Annotated in this window: 14 protein-coding genes; 2 read left to right on the forward strand and 12 right to left on the reverse strand. The window is 38.9% G+C overall.

The window, feature by feature from the left end:
* Window positions 1-130: 130 nt before the first annotated feature.
* The 3 genes from FET73_RS02325 to FET73_RS02335 all read right to left on the reverse strand — a co-directional run bounded on the left by FET73_RS02325 (window position 131) and on the right by FET73_RS02335 (window position 5,235).
* Window positions 131-2,311: an OsmC domain/YcaO domain-containing protein gene (locus FET73_RS02325; protein ID WP_154222296.1), complete on the reverse strand. Its 2,181-nt coding sequence runs from the start codon at window positions 2,309-2,311 to the stop codon at window positions 131-133.
* Between the two features lie 129 nt (window positions 2,312-2,440).
* Complete coding sequence (locus FET73_RS02330; RefSeq protein WP_179952060.1) at window positions 2,441-3,616, reverse strand: putative bifunctional diguanylate cyclase/phosphodiesterase; 1,176 nt, start codon at window positions 3,614-3,616, stop codon at window positions 2,441-2,443.
* Between the two features lie 266 nt (window positions 3,617-3,882).
* Window positions 3,883-5,235 (reverse strand): hypothetical protein, encoded by a 1,353-nt coding sequence (locus tag FET73_RS02335; protein ID WP_154222298.1) that lies wholly within the window; start codon window positions 5,233-5,235, stop codon window positions 3,883-3,885.
* Window positions 5,236-5,558: 323 nt separating this feature from the next.
* Between FET73_RS02335 and FET73_RS02340 the strand changes: the two genes are divergently transcribed.
* Window positions 5,559-6,317, forward strand: a complete 759-nt coding sequence (locus FET73_RS02340; RefSeq protein WP_154222299.1) for a hypothetical protein — start codon at window positions 5,559-5,561, stop codon at window positions 6,315-6,317.
* A 92-nt stretch (window positions 6,318-6,409) separates the two neighbouring features.
* Here FET73_RS02340 and FET73_RS02345 read toward each other — a convergent pair whose 3' ends face one another.
* From FET73_RS02345 to FET73_RS02355, 3 genes are all read right to left on the reverse strand, one after another.
* The gene (locus FET73_RS02345; RefSeq protein ID WP_154222300.1) at window positions 6,410-7,237 is read right to left on the reverse strand and encodes a nitrilase-related carbon-nitrogen hydrolase; all 828 of its coding nucleotides are present in this window, start codon (window positions 7,235-7,237) and stop codon (window positions 6,410-6,412) included.
* Window positions 7,234-8,358: a methionine aminotransferase gene (locus tag FET73_RS02350; RefSeq protein ID WP_246172660.1), complete on the reverse strand. Its 1,125-nt coding sequence runs from the start codon at window positions 8,356-8,358 to the stop codon at window positions 7,234-7,236. The genes FET73_RS02345 and FET73_RS02350 overlap by 4 nt, the downstream gene beginning before the upstream one ends.
* A gap of 234 nt (window positions 8,359-8,592) precedes the next feature.
* Window positions 8,593-10,383 (reverse strand): serine hydrolase, encoded by a 1,791-nt coding sequence (locus FET73_RS02355; RefSeq protein ID WP_179952062.1) that lies wholly within the window; start codon window positions 10,381-10,383, stop codon window positions 8,593-8,595.
* Window positions 10,384-10,779: 396 nt separating this feature from the next.
* Here FET73_RS02355 and FET73_RS02360 point away from each other — a divergent pair, with 396 nt between their 5' ends.
* A complete protein-coding gene (locus FET73_RS02360) occupies window positions 10,780-11,886 on the forward strand; it encodes a Fic family protein (protein ID WP_154222303.1) in 1,107 nt (368 codons plus the stop codon).
* A 201-nt stretch (window positions 11,887-12,087) separates the two neighbouring features.
* Here the strand turns inward: FET73_RS02360 and FET73_RS02365 are convergent, their stop codons facing one another.
* The 6 genes from FET73_RS02365 to FET73_RS02390 all read right to left on the reverse strand — a co-directional run bounded on the left by FET73_RS02365 (window position 12,088) and on the right by FET73_RS02390 (window position 18,609).
* Entirely contained in the window at window positions 12,088-12,966 is an 879-nt protein-coding gene (locus FET73_RS02365; RefSeq protein WP_154222304.1) for an HNH endonuclease, read from the reverse strand.
* Window positions 12,967-13,536: a hypothetical protein gene (locus FET73_RS02370; RefSeq protein ID WP_154222305.1), complete on the reverse strand. Its 570-nt coding sequence runs from the start codon at window positions 13,534-13,536 to the stop codon at window positions 12,967-12,969.
* A 7-nt stretch (window positions 13,537-13,543) separates the two neighbouring features.
* Window positions 13,544-14,380 (reverse strand): GIY-YIG nuclease family protein, encoded by an 837-nt coding sequence (locus tag FET73_RS02375; RefSeq protein ID WP_154222306.1) that lies wholly within the window; start codon window positions 14,378-14,380, stop codon window positions 13,544-13,546.
* Window positions 14,381-14,395: 15 nt separating this feature from the next.
* Window positions 14,396-15,307, reverse strand: a complete 912-nt coding sequence (locus tag FET73_RS02380) for a hypothetical protein (RefSeq protein WP_154222307.1) — start codon at window positions 15,305-15,307, stop codon at window positions 14,396-14,398.
* Between the two features lie 130 nt (window positions 15,308-15,437).
* On the reverse strand, window positions 15,438-16,580 hold the full coding sequence (locus FET73_RS02385; RefSeq protein WP_154222308.1) for a hypothetical protein: 1,143 nt from the start codon (window positions 16,578-16,580) through the stop codon (window positions 15,438-15,440).
* Window positions 16,581-16,584: 4 nt separating this feature from the next.
* The gene (locus tag FET73_RS02390; RefSeq protein ID WP_218944249.1) at window positions 16,585-18,609 is read right to left on the reverse strand and encodes an N-6 DNA methylase; all 2,025 of its coding nucleotides are present in this window, start codon (window positions 18,607-18,609) and stop codon (window positions 16,585-16,587) included.
* Window positions 18,610-18,650: the final 41 nt, after the last annotated feature.

The following is an 18,650-nucleotide window of genomic DNA, read 5'->3' on the forward strand; positions in this document are numbered from 1 at the left end:
ACATTTACACTTACAAATTGATTGTTCTCACTATTAATCAAAGTCACGATACCAAAAACCATCAAGGTAAATCAGTAGCCATCATACGTTCAATTTGAATTAATTGCTGAAAATTAACAACCACAAATTATCAAGTCAAAATGCCGCGCGCTTTGTGCAGCTTTTTGTAACTCTCAATCAAACGCAAATGCTTGTCTAAGCCATCTAACTGCATGTTGGTTGGCGTCATGCCATAAAAGGTGGTTGTGCTGTTGACTGAGCCAATGACATTATTCATCACTTCGACACCAAACATGCGCCTGAAGCTGTGGATGTAATCCTCAATCTCCAAGTCTTCATTCAAAGCGACTTCCAAAGTCGCATTCATCGCCTGGTAAAACAAGCGGCGTTCGACGGTGTTGTCGTTGTATTGCAAAAAGGCCTCGACACGCTCTTTGGCTTCTTCTAACTCACCAATGGCCAAGAAGATCAGCAGTTTTAATTCAAGTATGGTCAATTGGCCCCAAACCGTATTCTCATCAAATTCGATACCAATCAATGTGCTGATTTCTAAGTAATTGTCCAACTGGCTTTCTTCTAAGCGATCAACCAAGTCTTCCAATGCATCGTCATCCAAACTGTGAATATTCAGAATGTCTTCGCGGTAATCCAAGGCCTTGTTGGTGTTGTCCCAGATCAAATCTTCGACCAAGTACACCTCAGAATAATCCGGCACCAAAATACGACAGGCCGATGTACCCAAAACATTGAACTCGGCTTGATACACTTCCTTGCCCATGTCTTTCAAAATGCCGAACAAGCACCCAGACTCTTCTTCATTAGAACCTGAAAAATCCCACTCAACAAACTCGTAATCATGTTTGGCACTGAAAAAACGCCACGAAACCACACCTGAAGAATCAATAAAGTGTTCCACAAAATTCTCAGGCTCTTGCACCGCCAAACTGTTGAAAGTTGGCTGTGGTAAATCATTCAAACCTTCAAAACTGCGGCCTTGTAACAACTCCGTCAAAGAACGTTCCAAAGCCACCTCAAAACTCGGGTGGGCACCAAATGAAGCAAACACACCACCAGTACGCGGGTTCATCAAAGTCACACACATCACAGGAAATTGACCGCCCAAAGATGCATCTTTAATCACAACAGGAAAACCTTGTGCTTCCAAAGCTTCGATGCCTGCAACAATGCTTGGGTATTTGTTCAAAACATCTTCGGGCACATCAGGCAAGACAAGCTCTTCGGCGATGATTTGTTTCTTCACCGCACGCTCAAATATTTCAGACAAACACTGCACTTGCGCTTCGGCCAAATTATTCCCCGCACTCATGCCATTGCTCAGGAACAGGTTTTCAATCAGGTTTGAAGGAAAATACACCGTCTCTCCATCTGACTGGCGCACATAAGGAATCGAACAAATACCGCGATCAAAACGCCCTGAATTGGTGTCGACCAAGTGTGAACCGCACAGTTCACCATCTGGATTGTAAATCGCCAAACAATGGTCATCCAAAATCCCTATGGGCAAAGCATCTTGGTCTTCCAGAGGAAACCACTTTTCATTCGGATAATGCACGTATTCAGCATTGGCAATTTCTTCACCAAAATACTGGTCGTTGTAAAAGAAATTACAATTCAAACGCTCAATGAACTCACCCAAAGCCGAACATAAGGCGCTTTCTTGGGTCGAACCTTTGCCATTGGTGAAACACAAGGGCGATGCCGCATCACGGATATTCAAAGACCACACATTCGGCACGATATTCCGCCATGAAGTGATTTCTATCTTCATGCCCAGTTCAGCCAAAACACCCGTCATGGCTTCAATGGTTTTCTCAAGCGGCATGTCCTTGCCCAATATAAAGGTTTCATCGCCGTCACCTGTTGCATTCATCAACATGGCTTGGGCATCTTCTTCTAAGTTCTCAACCGTTTCCACTTTGAACTCTGGTCCTGTTTGTACCACTTTTTTAACCGTACAGCGGTCAATAGAACGCAAGATTCCAGCACGGTCTTTTTCGGAAATGCTTTCAGGCAACTCGACTTGAATTTGGAAAATTTGGTTGTAGCGGTTCTCAGGATCAACAATGTTATTCTGAGACAAGCGGATGTTTTCTGTAGGAATATCACGGCCATTACAGTAAACACGAACAAAATACGCCGCACACAAAGCAGAAGATGCCAAAAAATAATCAAACGGACTGGGCGCAGAACCATCGCCTTTGTAACGAATTGGTTGATCAGTCACCACCGTAAAATCATCAAACTTCGCCTCAAGTCTGAGGTTCTCAAGAAAATTGACCTTGATTTCCATAATTTGTCTAGTATCCTACACTTAGCTTAGATGCAATCATATAAAGCGGGTATTTTAACCTGTAATAATCAAAAGGGTTTTCAATTGGGGCTAATTAAATAATTTATCCAGATTTAACAGAAGCCATTCTTAATTTATTTGAGCTTCTAAATAGTTTTCAAACTCAGTTTTGGGGACTGGCTGGCTGAAAAAGTAGCCTTGAAATAATTTGCAGCCGATGCTTTGTAGAAATTTCAATTGCGCTTCAGTTTCTACACCTTCTGCAATGACCTCTAAACCCAAATCTTGACCCAATAAGATGGTCGATTCTACAATTTTGGCCCCTTTCCGACTTTTTGTCATGTGTGAAACAAAACTGCGATCAATTTTTAACTGACTGATGGGCAGTGCTTTTAAATAACTCAATGATGAAAAACCTGTACCAAAATCATCCAAAGAGAAAGTCACACCGTGGTTTTTGAGCACCTGTATTTTTTTGATGGTTTCTTCCGCATGCTGAATCAATATACTTTCAGTTATTTCTAACTTCAGTTTGGCTGCATCGATGCCAGTTTGCTTAATTGTGGCAAGCACATTGTCAACGAAATCGGCTTCATTGATTTCCTGAACACTGACATTAACAGACAACGACAATTCAGCCGTTGATGCTTCTGTAGACCATGTAGAAATTTGCTCACAAGCCTTGAAAAGCACTTGCCGACCCAAAGAAACAATTAAACCGGTTTTTTCTGCCAGCGGGATAAATTCAGTAGGTAAAACAACACCCAATTTAGGGTGCTTCCACCTGAGCAAAACTTCAGCCCCCTTCACCACCCCAACATCATTAACTTGGGCTTGATAATAGAGCTCCAATTGATTTCGAGGCAAAGCCAGACTTAAGTCTTTTTCAACCTGTGTTCTGAGTGAATAATCTGAGTAAAAAACATAAATAACCAAGCCAACCAGAACAGTAGCCAATATGCTGTTTATCCAAGCACCAACAACCCGACCAGCCTCAGCATCGGCAGTTTCTAGACTATCAATTGGAAACCCTATCAGTGAACTTGCAAATACAATAAATGCCGCCAAACACATCATGAGAATCGAAATTCTCAACAGTTTATGTTCACCCAACAACAGCCAATAAGACAAAATACCGATGGACAGGAAGTAATTATGCGCGGTACGTGGTGCAACATTGTTCGGAAGGTCAAGGAAAAGGCACAATATTAAAGTGCAAATAAACAAGCTAGATAACAACAAGTAAATCGCACAGCGTGTATATTTCTTGGCATTGAGGATTAAAGTGACAACCCCAACTGACATCAAAAATACTTCAAGCCATATAAATTTCCATGCGCCGTGATAGGCAAGAAGCACACTCCAAATAACAGCAATACCGATTAAAGCTTTACTAATTATCGATAACGCATTATGAACTCTGGTTTCATGTATTTGTTGTGGGGAGTGACTGGCGGTTCTATTGAGCATCTAGTGATTGTAGGGCTTAAACTCTATAAATTTCAAGAGAAAAATAGTCACTACATCGAAATCTAAAAAACCAGATTGTGTAGATCCATTTTGCTAAAAACTCAATCAAAACCATCCTCAAAAATCAAATCTGACATACTGACATCGACAGTCAGTGTAGCCGCTTCATCATCTGCACTGACATTACTCCAGCGGATTTTTTGTGTGCTTGATGGGTTGAGTCTGGGTGAAGTAAAAAACAAGGTTTGCGTTGATGAAGCAGTCGCAGGAACGGTAAGCACCACGCTGTCACCTGGTTTCAGTGTTGATAAATCGCCTGAACAGCCTTCGTTTGTACAGACTTCTATTTTATAAGGGCTGAAAGCGGCACCGGTGTTTTCTACCGTGACCTTGACGTGGCTCAAATCATGTCTGGTGACTGAGGTTGCTGTAAATTTATACCCTATGAGTTGCGATGCTGTGAGTAGGGTCGCTGCTGTGATGTTATTGTTATCAAAGGCAGGCGAACCCAACATGTAATTCAGCCCTATGCGCTGTGCTTGGTCACCAAGGCTTTCTCCATTGCCACAATCGTTCGGTGGTGTCGTCCATGAGCCATTGCTGTTACATCCACTCCAGTAAGCCTCCCCACCCCAGCCATGCTGCTTGTGTAAGGCCAGTTGCATGGCGGGTGCCAGGTCTTGTCGCCAGTTGTTAATTCCACCGTGGTTATTGGTGAGTAAGCTGTCATCGAAGAACCCAAATCGCAGGTTATCCAGTGAAGTATCTGCTGAACTGAAAAAGCCATGATCCTGTGCCGAATCAAGTGACAATGAAGTCTGTATATCAGATGGTGTGTGACCAAAGCCATCAATGAAATGTTCAATCATGGTTTTCTGGAACGTTTTAGTCGGAAAATTGACGGCCGTATAATTGGCGCCATCCAAGTGATGTTCACCCCACAATCCAGCCAAGCCCATTTGAACATATGCCACCCTTTGATCACCTTTATATCGCACCGCAAAAGCATCAATAAACTTCAAGATACATGCCTGCACGCTGGCTTCATTCCAAGCAGGATTGTCGTAAGTTGAAGAATCATAAACAAAAGCATTGACCAAAAGATCACTCGGTGCGAAATTTTCTTGGCCATAACCAGGCCCAAAAATAACCGGCCTGAGTATGCCTTGATGGCCACGCGCATCCACTGCTGAAAGGAAATCCTCAACAGAAGTCCAATCAAAGCCACCCGAACACAAAGGCAAGACATCACTCAGCCCAATAAAAGCCCATTCCATCGACATCACATCAGGATGATTACTTGTTTCCCAAGCCACACCACCTGTAAAGGGATTCACATGACCATGGTCAGCAAAAGTCAGTACTGGGGAATTGCCCCTGGCCTCAACAAGAATCACGTAACAACTGAGTGCGGTGAGTATAAATATTTTGAAAACCTGAGTGATAGACATCATGGATGTGACTTAAAAATAATGAAATCAAAAGCTTATCATGGAAAACAGTCGATTTTTGTAATCCTGTTTAAAAGTGTACACTGAATGAGTCTCAAACAGCCAACAACTCCGTTCCTAGTATGCTCAGATTTTATTCATTAAAAAGCATTTCATTTTGTGAAAATAATTGTCATATCACTAAGCTTAAATCTGATGTTCATACGTTTTAATGGACTTTTACCCTGAATGAGAAACTACTTTCTGGTCAAAAAAAATAATGCTTGTTGCTGAAATACCTTACTCCCTAAAATCATATGTTCAATTTATTAATCAGGGGAATGTGTGTGAAATTTAAAAACTATGTATTGATGATGACCTGTCTTTTAGGTGCTGATACCCAAGCACAAAGTTTGTGGGGTGCAGAAGCCAGTCAAGGTCAAACGGAAGGCCAGTTTGGCAACCCTTTTGTAGAAACTGGAGATTCGCAAAACTTATCAACAGACAGCTGGACGGCGCTGTCCATTTATGATTCAAGCCAAGCAGTGACGCCGGGATCGGCCTATTGGACCAGGAATTTAGAAGGTTATTCGCAAGGTGCTTATTGGGGTGGAACAACGCCAGTTAACTCACCGTCACAAGTGAATGGTGTGGCTTTATTTGACTCAGATTTTTTGGATAATGCAGGAATACCAGGCAACTTTGCTCAAGGCACATCACCAACAGTACACCGCGGGGAATTGATTTCTCCTGCTATCAACATCGAACCCAATACTGACAGCCTTATCATGTTGAAATTCTATACACATTACAGAGATTTTGCGATAGACAACTTCAGTATAGCATTTTCCATTGACAACAATTTATCATGGGGACCAGAGGTTGACATTCGCCAGTACCATCAAGATTTAACTGAAGGTTTTGTCTATGTGCCATTCCCAGTAGATACCCTTGCCGGAGCGGTAAACCTCGTCGATGTCAGATTCAAATTCATCTTTGAAGGTGATTACTACTTCGCTTTGGTGGATGATGTCACCCTCATGATTTACGACGAAGCCATTTTTGATACGATTTTTAAAGATGGATTTGAAAGCACGGTAAACTGATAGTTTAAAGTGAAGTAAAAAATGAAGTCAGAACACAATACTGACTTCATTTCATGGGCATCAATTAAAAGCTTCAACTTAGGCGAAATGGTTTACTTAAGCTTAAAATCATCAGCATCTAAGTAGGCAGGAAAATCTTTTTTGAATTGCACCAAGGCTGACATGTCCAATGACCAGCTGATGACTTGTTGTTTGTCATCTTCTGCTTGTACCAAAGGCTCGCCTTTGAAATCAATCACACAAGTGCCACCTGAATGTGCGACTCCTTTACCATCATCGCCCACACGATTGACGCCAATGACATAGGCTTGGTTCTCCATCGCCCGGGCTTTGAGCAAGGTGTCCCAGACGTTTCTTCTGACCGCTGGCCAATTAGCGACATTCACCATCACATCGTAATCGCTCCTGTCTTTTGACGTCACGTTCCTCTGTATCACATTCCTCTGAAATACGGGAAAACGCAGGTCGTAACAGACTTGTGGCAAGATTCGAATGCCTTTGATCTCGAATACTTTTCGCTCCATACCCTGTGCGACATAGCCACCTTCATTGCCCAATCGGAACAAATGGCGCTTGTCGTAATATTTAACATGGTCTTCTGGCGACACCCAATAAAAACGATTGGCTTTTTTATCGTGATGTTCTACAAACACGCTACCAGCCACCACGCAGTTGTATTTATTGGCCATTTTCTTTAACCAAAGCAGGTCTTCACCACCGTCTTCGGGTTCTTTGACACTGGCATCATCCAAACAAAAACCAGTCGAAAAAGTCTCGGGTAACAACAGCAAATCAACTTGGCCATCATAACCGGAAAAAAAATCCCTAATCATTGACTCAAGCTTCGCAAAGTTAGCCGCCTTGTCCAGCCATTGGATGTCATATTGCACCGCCGCAATGTTTAAAGTCTTGTCATTCATAAGCTGCACAAAATTTTAGCAGCTTTGAGCAACGTGTCGTCATTTTTAGCAAAGCACAAACGCAACACCTTGTTGTTTTGGTGATAGCTTTCCAACACATCGGCTTGGTAAAAAGGACTCAAGGGAATAGCCGCCACACCAATTTCTTGCGTCAACCAATGACAAAATTCAACATCGTTCTGGTCAGAAATGGCCGAATAATCAACCAACACAAAATACGTTCCTTTGGAAGGCAGCACCTTAAAACGCGACGCCTTCAAAGCATTGACCAATACGTCTCTTTTTTGTTGATAAAACGCCGCCAAATCATCCACATGTTGGGGGTGATTTTTTAGCATGGCAGCCACCGCGAACTGCGCTGGCGTAAAAGTACAGAACGTCGCGTACTGATGGATTTTTCTGAATTCAGCCGTCAAGTCCGCAGGCGCGATGCAATAACCCAACTTCCAGCCGGTGCAATGAAACGTTTTGCCAAAACTCGAAATCACAAAAGCCCGCTCGAACAATTCAGGATAGGCCAACACACTTTCATGGCGCAAACCATCGAAAGTCATGTGCTCATAAACCTCGTCACTGATGACATACAAATCATGCGCAATGACCAACTTTTGTAAAGCTTCCATGTCACTTTGGCTGAGTAAAGAACCCGTTGGATTGTGCGGAGAATTAATGACTATCGCACGCGTCTTGTCATTAATCGCCAGTTCGACCAAAGACCAATCGATGGCATAATCAGGCGCATTCATGGCGATGTGCCGACAAGTGCCGCCACACAACTCAACGCCAGGTTCATAAGCATCATAAGCCGGATCAAAAACAATCACCTCATCACCAGGCCTAACCAAAGCCTGAATCGCCACCATCAAAGCCTCAGTCGCACCGGAAGTCACCGTGATCTGATTCAAAGCATCCAAACGCCGCGCCTCATCTTTGATGTAGCACCTTTGGGTTAATTCACTGATTTCATGCAACAAATCCGGCAAGCCCGAAGATGGACAGTATTGATTCTTACCCTCACTGATGGCCTGATTGATCGCCGATTTCAAAAACTCAGGCGTATCGAACTCAGGAAAACCCTGAGACAAATTAATCGCCTGATATTCACTGGCCATCAAAGACATTTCGGTAAAAATACTGGTACCCAGATCGGGTAATTTGGATTGGAATGGTGATTTCACAACGTGTTTCCTTTGGTTTGAATGAATAATTTTCAGGCCACAGAGCCAACACTCATTCTACTCAAGATAATTGCTGATGTCTCCCTTGAAATCAAAGAGGTCAGGAACGTATCAATTTGTAAATCAACGAACCTGACCCAAAACCTGTGCCCTCAATAATTTATACAGAACAACAGATTAATCATCTTCTTCTAACTTGGTGTATTCATACACACCAGATGGCACTTTAAATTGCATGCCCTTTACTTCCTTATCTTTAAATACAAATTCAATTTGTATATCTGCAAATTTTTCAATCTTAAAAACATGCGGTTTATAAGGCATCAATACATCTTCAGTGGTTCCTAACAATGTCAGCTGACCTTCTTTAATTTTGAGTTCAATTTCGGAACCTGCATATTCAAATTTGCCTACATATTGCGCTAAAGTTTCTAAATTTGAAAGCGAGTCATCTGGCTTCTTATCAAATGTGATTTGGCCTTCATCTATAGACACTGTAGCAGAACTGATTTCGCCTTGAGGACTGATATTGAAGTTCAAACTCCATTTTCCAAAACTTTCATCGTTGGGTGTGTCAAACCGATTAAAATGATAATGTGTTAAAGGCAACACCGTTCTTCTGAAGTTAAAAAACAATTCATTGTTTTCAAAGCTGACAATAAATTCACCATAAGCTTCATGAGAGAAATGACCAGTGTAGTGTTCCAATTCATGCGTGGGCGAGGTGTTTTCAACCAAATCGAAGCCTGCTTTAGAACGACCTTCTTTTGACAAATCTTTTCTTTCAAGGTGGTCTTTTAAATACCTTTCACTCCAGTCTGTAGGCTCTAAATCTAATAATCGATCAACCAGTGTATAAGGAATGATGGTATTGCCTAAACGGGCACCTTGATTACCAATAGAAAATGTAATAATCCCAATGTCATCATAAGGCATGATAACAACTTGTGAATGGAATCCCGGCATCGCACCACCGTGTTTTGTTAGCACATGGCCTTTGTAAATTTCTATTTCTCTGCCCATGCCATAGATTGAATTTAAGCGCTCGTTATAGCCTTTGTCTTCAAGTTGTGAATTTCTGAATGCGATACCAGGTTTTAAGGTCTCGTGAATAATCGATGTTGGTATCACATTTTTATTTTTATAATCACCTTCATTCATTAAGGCAATAACCCAATGAGAAAGGTCATCAAGGCTGGTTATAATAGACCCTGCTGGCCCAACACCAGCACCGTCTTCTTTAATTTCTATTTTATATAGCTCAGTTGAATCTCTTTTTTCATCATAAGGAACGCCATGGTCTTTTGTTTTTTGCATTTCAGCAATAGAAAAAACCGTATCGTCCATATCCAGCGGTTCTAATATTTTCTCTGTAACAAAAGCTTCCCAAGTTTTACCCGTTCTTAATTCAATCGAGTAACCAACAGCTGAGTACATCAGGTTGTTGTAAATAAAATCTTGTCTTAATGGGATAGAAGGTTTTAAGAACTGGGTACGTTCAAACAGTTCCTTGCGATTGAAGTCGGATTGAAACCAAATCATATCGTGCCTAGAAATGCCCGTTTTATGTCCAAGCATGTCTCTTAATGTCACGTGATTGTTCAGGTGGTCATTGTAGAAATTCAGTTCTGGAACCGCTTCTTTCATTGGTTCATCCCATTTGAATGTACCTTCTTCAACCAGCATGCCAGCGGCTACTGTTGTAAATAATTTTGTATTTGAAGCAATTTGAAATAAAGTGTTTTTTGTCACTGGTAATTTGTTACCATAATCACGGTAACCAAAGCCTTCAACATAAACAAGCTTGCCTTTATGAATAATGGCGACCCCTGCGCCAGGTTCATTCCAGTCGGCTAAAACCTTTGCCATATATTCATCAAAACCAGTCATCGATTTTTTGACATTGAGGTCTTTAGCGTTGGTACATAGCGTAAAAAGTAAAAAGATAATTATTAAGATTTTTTTCATGTTTCCCCCTTTTTTTGTTGTAAAAAAGCAAAAAAAGTATTTGCTTAACAACAACATACATGACAGTTATTAAGCAGCACAAGTGATTTTCAATATTTCTCATGTGATTCTCCATGAAATAAATTATTAGAAAACTCTACTTTTGAAGTCAGCTATTTTTCGGGGAAATTACCTTACCAGGAGAACCATTGACCTTTTATTCAATTTATATTCCACTAAAGCATATTGCTTTCTTATCATCGCATTCTGTCAGATTTCCACATAGTTCTTTCTGCCCTTAATGCGGTGATTATATGACCTATTCACCGCTTATTTTGCGACGATTGTGCTTGAGGATCCTGCGGCTGCGCGCTACAATCACCTTATTTAATGCGGTGATTAATTTACTGAACTGGTATGTGGATACACGAAAACGACAACTGGCCTCACTTTACATGGGATGCCAAAGCACTCACACTCAAGTTGGCCAAACTGCGCCATCACCAAGGATTAATTCTTGGGCGCATGTCGGCACTTGGCTTTGAACTTAAACAAGAAGCCAGCCTGAACACCTTAACAGATGATGTGGTCAAATCTTGGGCAATAGAAGGTGAAAGCCTACACCCTGAAGAAGTACGCTCGTCTATAGCCAGAAGATTAGGCATTGAAATCGCGGGACTCATACCAGCCAGTCGTGATACCGAAGGCTTTGTCGAAATGATGCTGGATGCCACACAACAATTCAATAAACCACTGACACAAGGTCGTTTATTTGACTGGCATGCCGCACTGTTCCCAACAGGCAGGAGTGGAATGCACCGCATTACCGTGGGTGGTTGGCGCACCCAAGACTCAGGTCCAATGCAAGTGGTATCTGGGCCAATAATACATTTTGAAGCACCCGCGGCGACTCGACTGTCTGAAGAAATGACGTCTTTCTTAAATTGGTTTAATCAGAATTATGGAGAAATTGACCCCATCATAAAAGCCGGAATTGCCCACCTTTGGTTCATAAGCATCCATCCTTTTGAAGATGGTAATGGCCGAATCGCAAGAGCAATCAGCGACACGGCACTGGCGCAAGCTGACAATATGCCAGAACGCTTTTATAGCATGACCTCACAAATTGAGGCAGAACGTACGGCCTACTATACGCAACTAGAGCAACAACAACGCGGTAGCTGTGACATCACAGATTGGCTCGATTGGTTTCTCAATTGTTTATCACGCGCCATTTCAAAAGCCGACTCAACCCTTGATCACGTCTTCTATAAATCAAAGCTTTGGGATTTCATCAACAAAAATTCCATCAACGAACGGCAACGTCAAATCATCAACCGCATGCTTGCACCCGACTTTAAAGGTCACATGAATACTGGAAAATACGCCACGATGGCCAAATGTTCAAATGACACAGCACTTCGTGACATACAGGCCTTAAAAAAACACCGCATCTTCATTCAAAACCCCGGCCGTGGCCGAAGCACCAGCTACAGGCTTATCACCCAAGGTGAGCTTGGATAATTCAAAAACATACTGAGTAAAATCCAAACCTAACTTACCTGCTTCCATACTGTGATTAATAAATAAATCATTATTGGTTACAGCCGCCGCTAACTGTTTGCTTTACCCGCCGCGTAAAAACTTCAAGGGTAACGAGCATGATGTATAAATAATTACTACTATGCCGTGTTGAGAACGTGGGTATTACACTTTAATGCGACGTTAAATTAACTGCGTTCTGTGCCTTTCTAAGTATTTTTTATTGTATTGACTTAAATTGTTGACCTTTTCTTCGCCGGTGACACCTACTTTCAGGTAAGCCTTAATATCAATAGTGTCTGACAGTAAAATTCTACCATTGTCCTCAAAACTGATTAAATGCTTATCAAATAGGGCATCGTATGTCGGAGATAACAGTAAACCATTATCAACATCCAATCGTTCTTCATCGTTTGATTCAGCCCAAGGAACGATGTGAGATGCAATCAAAACATCTAACTTATTAAATTCGGTAACAGCACATTTGTATTGCCAGCGATGAATAATTCTTTTCCTGTATGCACCTTGGCCTACTCGGGAAGTCACTAAGCCAGTCCGCTCCGTCTCATTAGGCGGCGTGATTGTGTAGTCAGGCCTTGATTCTGCAACTTGTAATGATTCTTCAGGTATTTTAGGTAGAACAACACCCACTTTTTTAAAGAAAAATTTGATACCAATACGTGTACTTCCTGAAGTGTCATGCGTTTCAAAATAATCCACATCAAAGCTTTCCACTTCACTGACAAATTTTACAAACCCACTTTGCCCGGCACTTTCGAATAAGAATACACGCTTACCATTCGCTATGTGGTCTCTTAATGCCAAATTACCTCTCGTGAATGCCATATCACCAGCTTGACCTTCACCAGTGTAAGTGAATACACTGGGGTTATCCCAGCCATCCTCATAGCCATGTTGTTTACCCGATTTACCCGAGAAGATAAATATATAGGGGAATTTCGCAGATGGACATATACCGCTTTGTCTGTTTCCTCCAAACAGGTCATGAATGTCGCTTTGACGGCGATACACTTGACCAGGTATGAAGGGGGATTTTTGCATCTACTGCCTCAACAACTCATCTATAGACTCACATTCTTTTCCTGTGGTTTCTTTGTACTGCTCTAAGATAAATTGCTTTATTCCATAATGTAGTAGGTATAATTTATTTTGTATTTGCTTGTACTCAATCTGAATGATTTTATTTTGTTGATCCAGCTCTGAATTCAAGTCATTGCAACTATCCTTGGATACAGGATTAAATTCAATAAGCATTTCATGAACCAGTCTGTTGCGTTCAAATACCAACGTCTCAAATGTCTTTTTAAAATCGTATGTTTCCTCAGTTTCGGTATCAAATGAAAAAGATATCCATGACTCACCTTTTTTCACAGGCATGTCGTGTATGGGGCCAGTGTCTGAATTGAAGGTTTTGAAATACGCATTGGCCAGTTGACCCAAAGTCAAGGTCTCATACTGCTTCTTCTGCTTCGCCAATGTTGCTTCCAATTGACTGAATTCGCATTGAAAATTAACTCGACTCAAAAACAATTTCAACATGCCTTCGATTTTTGAAAGGTTTACAACATTTCTACCAATTTTTTGTAACACCAAATCTGATAAATCACTCATTAGTTATCTATTGCCTCAACAACGTATCCATAGTCTTACCACTCTTGTCTTTCCACTCAGCCCAACCATTCGAGCTTCTACCTAATACAGAGGAAGAAGCGGCTGATGGGGATTTAAATAATTGATCAGAAGTGAATTCAAATACATCGCCTTTTTGAACCAAAACTTCTTTTTCAATTAGCTCGGCTCTCAGCGCCTTAGGGCCAGTACCTATGGTTTTGGTGTTTTCAATGTTCGCTGTCGAACCTGCAAGCACCAAATAACCTTCATCGGTCACAATGCATTTGGCTTCGGCTTGTTTGCCTTTACAGAAAAACACTTTTCTTTGCTGGGCTTTGTCACCGCGTTTGTCTTCGAACAGCGGATAGCCCAAAGTCGCTAATAGAATTTTGATGGTATCGAAATGGTCGAGCAAATCGTATTTCCTCGATTCAGAAACTGAAGGTTCTAATGAACCTGTGCCGTTATCCGTTGCATAACGCCCTGCCTTTAATGCTTTATCCAAACAATAATGCTCAAGGAACTTCACATCAGTTTTAGTGAACTCATTAGTTTTTGCCACACAAATCACACAATGTGTCCAAAAGTCTTTGTTTCGGTTGTGCAGCCGCAAGCGCATCCAGCAGTTCTCGCCTTCCCCAATATAAACTTGAGGTTTTCCTTGGTGACCATCCCCAAAGAGAAAATATACACCGGTGTATTGCGAAATTTCTCGCTTAGCTGCTTTATCCATCGCCGTACGCGGAAACCAAATGGTATTGATCAGGCGATTGGTGAGCTCGGCTTCTTTAACAGAAGTCGGTGAGCCTTCGGGGAGAAATATTTGGATGGTTTGGGGTTTCATTTAGAAAAAGTAATATTATTTCTCAAATTCTGTGACAGTCATTAATTGCGAACCAAAATAAAATGAAGCGTAATACGCTAATAACTCTATAGGGTGTTTATTGGAAAATTTATTTTCAACCATATTCTCATGATTCATTAACAATTCCTTATTTATCAACAATTTTTCTATTGTTTTACCTTCTTCTTTTTCTTTCTCAATTTCTTTAATTTCTTCATCAATTCTAGGAATTTTCACACCGAATCGTAGACCGCTATCGTACTCAGGAAAATCATCAACTCTTTCCTTCGCCAATCTTTTAATTTTTTTCACCAATTCGTCAAGAGAATTCCTTGAAAGTGCATATTCTTTTCTTTCTTCAAAGGCGCTATATATTTCATTTTGAAAACTTTCAAATGATAAATCTTTTTTGATTTCTTTTGGCTCAGAACAGAAATAATGAGGTTTGGGTAATTTAAAAACCACACAATGTTCTTTGTTGTCTGTTATATCACCTATGTAAGTTGGTTTTACCCAAAGCGACCTGTTTTTTACTTTTTGTTTTAAATATGCATCATTCAGTTCGCCGGGCTCATGAAAACCTGGTGCAGAATAGTAAACTTCATTTCCATCGCGTTCTAACTTTAAAAGTAATTCGTGCTGTCTAGAATACTTTTTCGATCGAATATGCATCCTATAATATGGCAAAGAAATTTTTCCTTTCTTATACTCCAAAGCACTCTTCGTTTTCAAATAATCAGAAAGCTTGAACTGTAAAAATAAGGGTATCCCACCTTTATCTAACTTAACATCCCAGCCTCCACCATCTTTACCCTCTTGATATAAAGAAGGAAAAACTGGTGAACTTGTTAATTTATTTCCAAACCCCATAACAAGCTCTTCAGTAAGAGCATAACCATAACTAAATTCTGATATATTTGGCTTCATCTATCACTCCTTATATTTCCCAATTAATAACATCATAATTACAGAATTAACGGATTTATCAAGTATCGTGCCAAGTTATTAAGTTTGTTAAATCAGTAGATTAATTAAAATTCAATATTAGTCATCATTATTAACAAATTATATTTTTTATTTCACCATTTGATATTCTTGAATATAAATCATCAATCACGTTTATAATAGATTTTATTGTGTCGAATACCAGCTCTCTATTCTCAATAAATTCTTTCAAACTTTTACCATCAAAAACTTCAACCTCCATCGCACTCCCGGATAAATGAATTAAATTATTTCTAATTTCTTTAACCGGTGAATCAAGGTCCAACGGAAAAACATGCCTTTTTATTAACATCTCTTCATTACGTGCTATTTTCAACGCTGCTCCAAGGCCACTTATTTTTTTAACTGCCCTTGTAGTTACTATATCTTTTGTTAAATAGTCCATTATTATTTCAGATCCAGCAGTGACTTTTATAGACCATTTTCCATTTCTATTTTCTCTTTTAATATTCACATCCACATAGTCTTTTCCATTTTCATTTATAAAGTTTTCTACTTTACTTGGCACCGAATCTAAAGGTTTTAAAGTTAGTTGATTTTCAAATTGTGCAACTCGCACTTTACTCATCTCGTATATATTTTCTGAAGATCCAAAAGCCTTATAATCATAACCAAGTAATATTAATGAATCTCTCAAAGCACTTTCAAGTGAGATAGAAAGTAAAGACAATGAAACACCATTGGAGTTATTTGTAAATGCAAATATTCCTTGCTCTAGATTCTCAATCACATACTTTGGTACGATAGATCTACTTTGTAAACCTCCTGCCCGGAGTGACACCTCAAGCATTTCAACTTCACCTTCTATTTCAACTTTCCAACAAATTTTCCAAATACTTTCTATCGTAAGGTATAGATAACTAGTTTCACTTAATTTAATTTCCAATGTTTTTAATAACCCTTCAATGGCTATCCCTGACAATGGTTTTTTATTTAGATCTAAAAACAACTGTTCTGCTAAGTTGATAAATAAAGAAAACCCTTTTCTATCACCTCTTCTAGAAGCTTTGATACTTAATTCTGTGAGTTGATTCTCTGCTGGTTTTGTATCATCATATTCAAAGCTAAGTTCTATTTTTTTTGCTGCTAGCTCTGCAGAATGTAGTAACTCATATGGATAGTCTTCGTACAGTTGGTAAAGCTTTACCAATACATCTTTTATTTCGTTATTAACAACAGATGGGAAATTATTCATAATTTTATTTTCCAATATTGTTAATTAATTCTTTAATATTTCTTTTCATGCCAGAGACTTCTTTTTTGGCTTTTTCTAAGTTATTTTTTTGTGAAATATACTGGGCTCTAATTTCTTTTTGTTCATTCAAACTAGGTAATGGAATTAATAAGTTCTTAATATTTTTTAATGTAAGAGATGGAATTACTGACCCAGTTGAAAAATCAAACAATTGTTTTCTGACTTGATCACTATTAATAATCATTGCTAAGAAATAAGGATCAACCAAATTTTTGTTAGGCCTAAGAATTATGACATGACGATTTGCTCCGAGACCTACTAAACTTCTATCTTCAACAACTGCTGCACTGCCTCTGTGACTTGAAATTGCATTTATGAGTACATCGTGCATTTCAATTTCGAAAAACTTAATCATTGAATTGTTCTTAGCATATAACAAATTATCAAGCTTGAGATCCATTTCTCTGATGTTAGATGGGCTAATATATGCTAATTTTCCATTTTTATTTGAAACAAAACCTGACCCTTTACCTATTCTGGTTGTTAACTCTTTAAGCGGAACTAATGTAATATTTTCTGAATATGAATCTTTGATATTTGAAAATAATTCAAACGCATACTTTGAATGATGCCAATTTTCATCGTCTATTTGATTAATAAAAAAAGAATTTTTATTTTGATCGAATTTGCTGTTACTTTTATGAGATTTATAGTTTTCTAATATTAAATCAGTTTCAGAAGTGGTTTTTTTAGTATTACTATCATTATTAATTTTTCCAATGAAAATTGAATCATTTTTTATAGACTCTCCCTTATGCAGAACTATTAAACTAGAAGAAACAAATGAATATGAACTAAATGTTGTTTTTGGCAAACTGATTATTGCTTTTATTCTGGCAGATTTCCTCAAAATAGTTCGAGAATTCTTTGCGGATGAACTAAAGAGAAACCCATCTGGAACTACAATTGCTAGAACACCACCTGGCTTAAGTATATTAAGGCATTCCATTGCAAACACACCACTACTATCTAATTTACTATAATATCCATGTTTTTGATTAATTTCATTATTAAATTTCACATTAAAAGGTGGTGCAATGATAATTGAATCAATATGATTATCTTTTACATTAAAATTCCCTTTATGTATTCCCCTAACAAGTTGAATTTGTTCTGATGAATGGTTTAGTAAAATAGCTCTTAATCTAGCCCATAAAAGAGATTTGTTATCTGAATCAACCAAGGTGATATTTGAAATACCAAGATTTTTTGCCTCCTCTAAAATTGAACCATCCCTACAGAAAAAATTATAAATTTTATCTGTAGTGTCAATAATTGACATTTTCAACATAAATAAATACAGCCATTTAGGAACAAATAACTCACGATTTCTTGCTGATAATAATTCATCTATAAATGATAATATTTTATGACAGCTCCTTACCTCTTGGATGTCTAGCTTCGATATTATTCTTATTGCTTCATCTATTACTTCAAATTGATTAACAGGACATTTTTCATATAATGAAGCAAAATATGGCTCCACTAAATAATTAGTTTGTTCATCAAACTTTTTAAGCAAAACATACAGTAAATCCATTTCATAATTAGTATTGTGTGAATTAGCTCTAAGAAATTCCAATGTCCTTATAAGTATATTTTGCACTTGATTTTCTTTATTCCCCTCATCCTTATTTTCTCTATTTACAAATTTTTCAGGAATTATTAAAACTCTTCCTGTTGAACCAGTTTTCATCCATTTAAAATCCACACCGTTGTAGATAATAAAAAAATCACAGCCTAATTCATCTGCAACACTCTGTGCCTTTCTTATATTTCTGTTGTAAGGTAACTCATCAACTTCCTTTAAATTGAGCTTGGAAGGTGAAATTATTTCTAAAATACCCAATATTTTAGTACCTTCAAATATCGCTAAATCAATAAATCTGCCAGATTCAAGTCTATAGTCTAAAACCAATGACTTGTCTGAGTAACCGAGAGTTTGCAAATAAATTTTTGCTTTATTCATTAATGAATGTTCCGACATAATGTTTTTATTTATCATTTTTT

The sequence above is a fragment of the Marinicella rhabdoformis genome, from assembly GCF_009671245.1.
Lineage (GTDB): Bacteria > Pseudomonadota > Gammaproteobacteria > Xanthomonadales > Marinicellaceae > Marinicella > Marinicella rhabdoformis.

Bases quoted from the DNA above. Each gene is read 5' to 3' on its own strand.
- FET73_RS02325 (WP_154222296.1), bottom strand. From the start codon at position 2,311: ATGGAAATCAAGGTCAATTTTCTTGAGAACCTCAGACTTGAGGCGAAG.
- FET73_RS02330 (WP_179952060.1), bottom strand. From the start codon at position 3,616: ATGTCAGTTGGGGTTGTCACTTTAATCCTCAATGCCAAGAAATATACA.
- FET73_RS02335 (WP_154222298.1), bottom strand. From the start codon at position 5,235: ATGATGTCTATCACTCAGGTTTTCAAAATATTTATACTCACCGCACTC.
- FET73_RS02345 (WP_154222300.1), bottom strand. From the start codon at position 7,237: ATGAATGACAAGACTTTAAACATTGCGGCGGTGCAATATGACATCCAA.
- FET73_RS02350 (WP_246172660.1), bottom strand. From the start codon at position 8,358: ATGTCTTTGATGGCCAGTGAATATCAGGCGATTAATTTGTCTCAGGGT.
- FET73_RS02355 (WP_179952062.1), bottom strand. From the start codon at position 10,383: ATGAAAAAAATCTTAATAATTATCTTTTTACTTTTTACGCTATGTACC.
- FET73_RS02360 (WP_154222303.1), top strand. From the start codon at position 10,780: ATGTGGATACACGAAAACGACAACTGGCCTCACTTTACATGGGATGCC.
- FET73_RS02365 (WP_154222304.1), bottom strand. From the start codon at position 12,966: ATGCAAAAATCCCCCTTCATACCTGGTCAAGTGTATCGCCGTCAAAGC.
- FET73_RS02370 (WP_154222305.1), bottom strand. From the start codon at position 13,536: ATGAGTGATTTATCAGATTTGGTGTTACAAAAAATTGGTAGAAATGTT.
- FET73_RS02375 (WP_154222306.1), bottom strand. From the start codon at position 14,380: ATGAAACCCCAAACCATCCAAATATTTCTCCCCGAAGGCTCACCGACT.
- FET73_RS02380 (WP_154222307.1), bottom strand. From the start codon at position 15,307: ATGAAGCCAAATATATCAGAATTTAGTTATGGTTATGCTCTTACTGAA.
- FET73_RS02385 (WP_154222308.1), bottom strand. From the start codon at position 16,580: ATGAATAATTTCCCATCTGTTGTTAATAACGAAATAAAAGATGTATTG.
- FET73_RS02390 (WP_218944249.1), bottom strand. From the start codon at position 18,609: ATGAATAAAGCAAAAATTTATTTGCAAACTCTCGGTTACTCAGACAAG.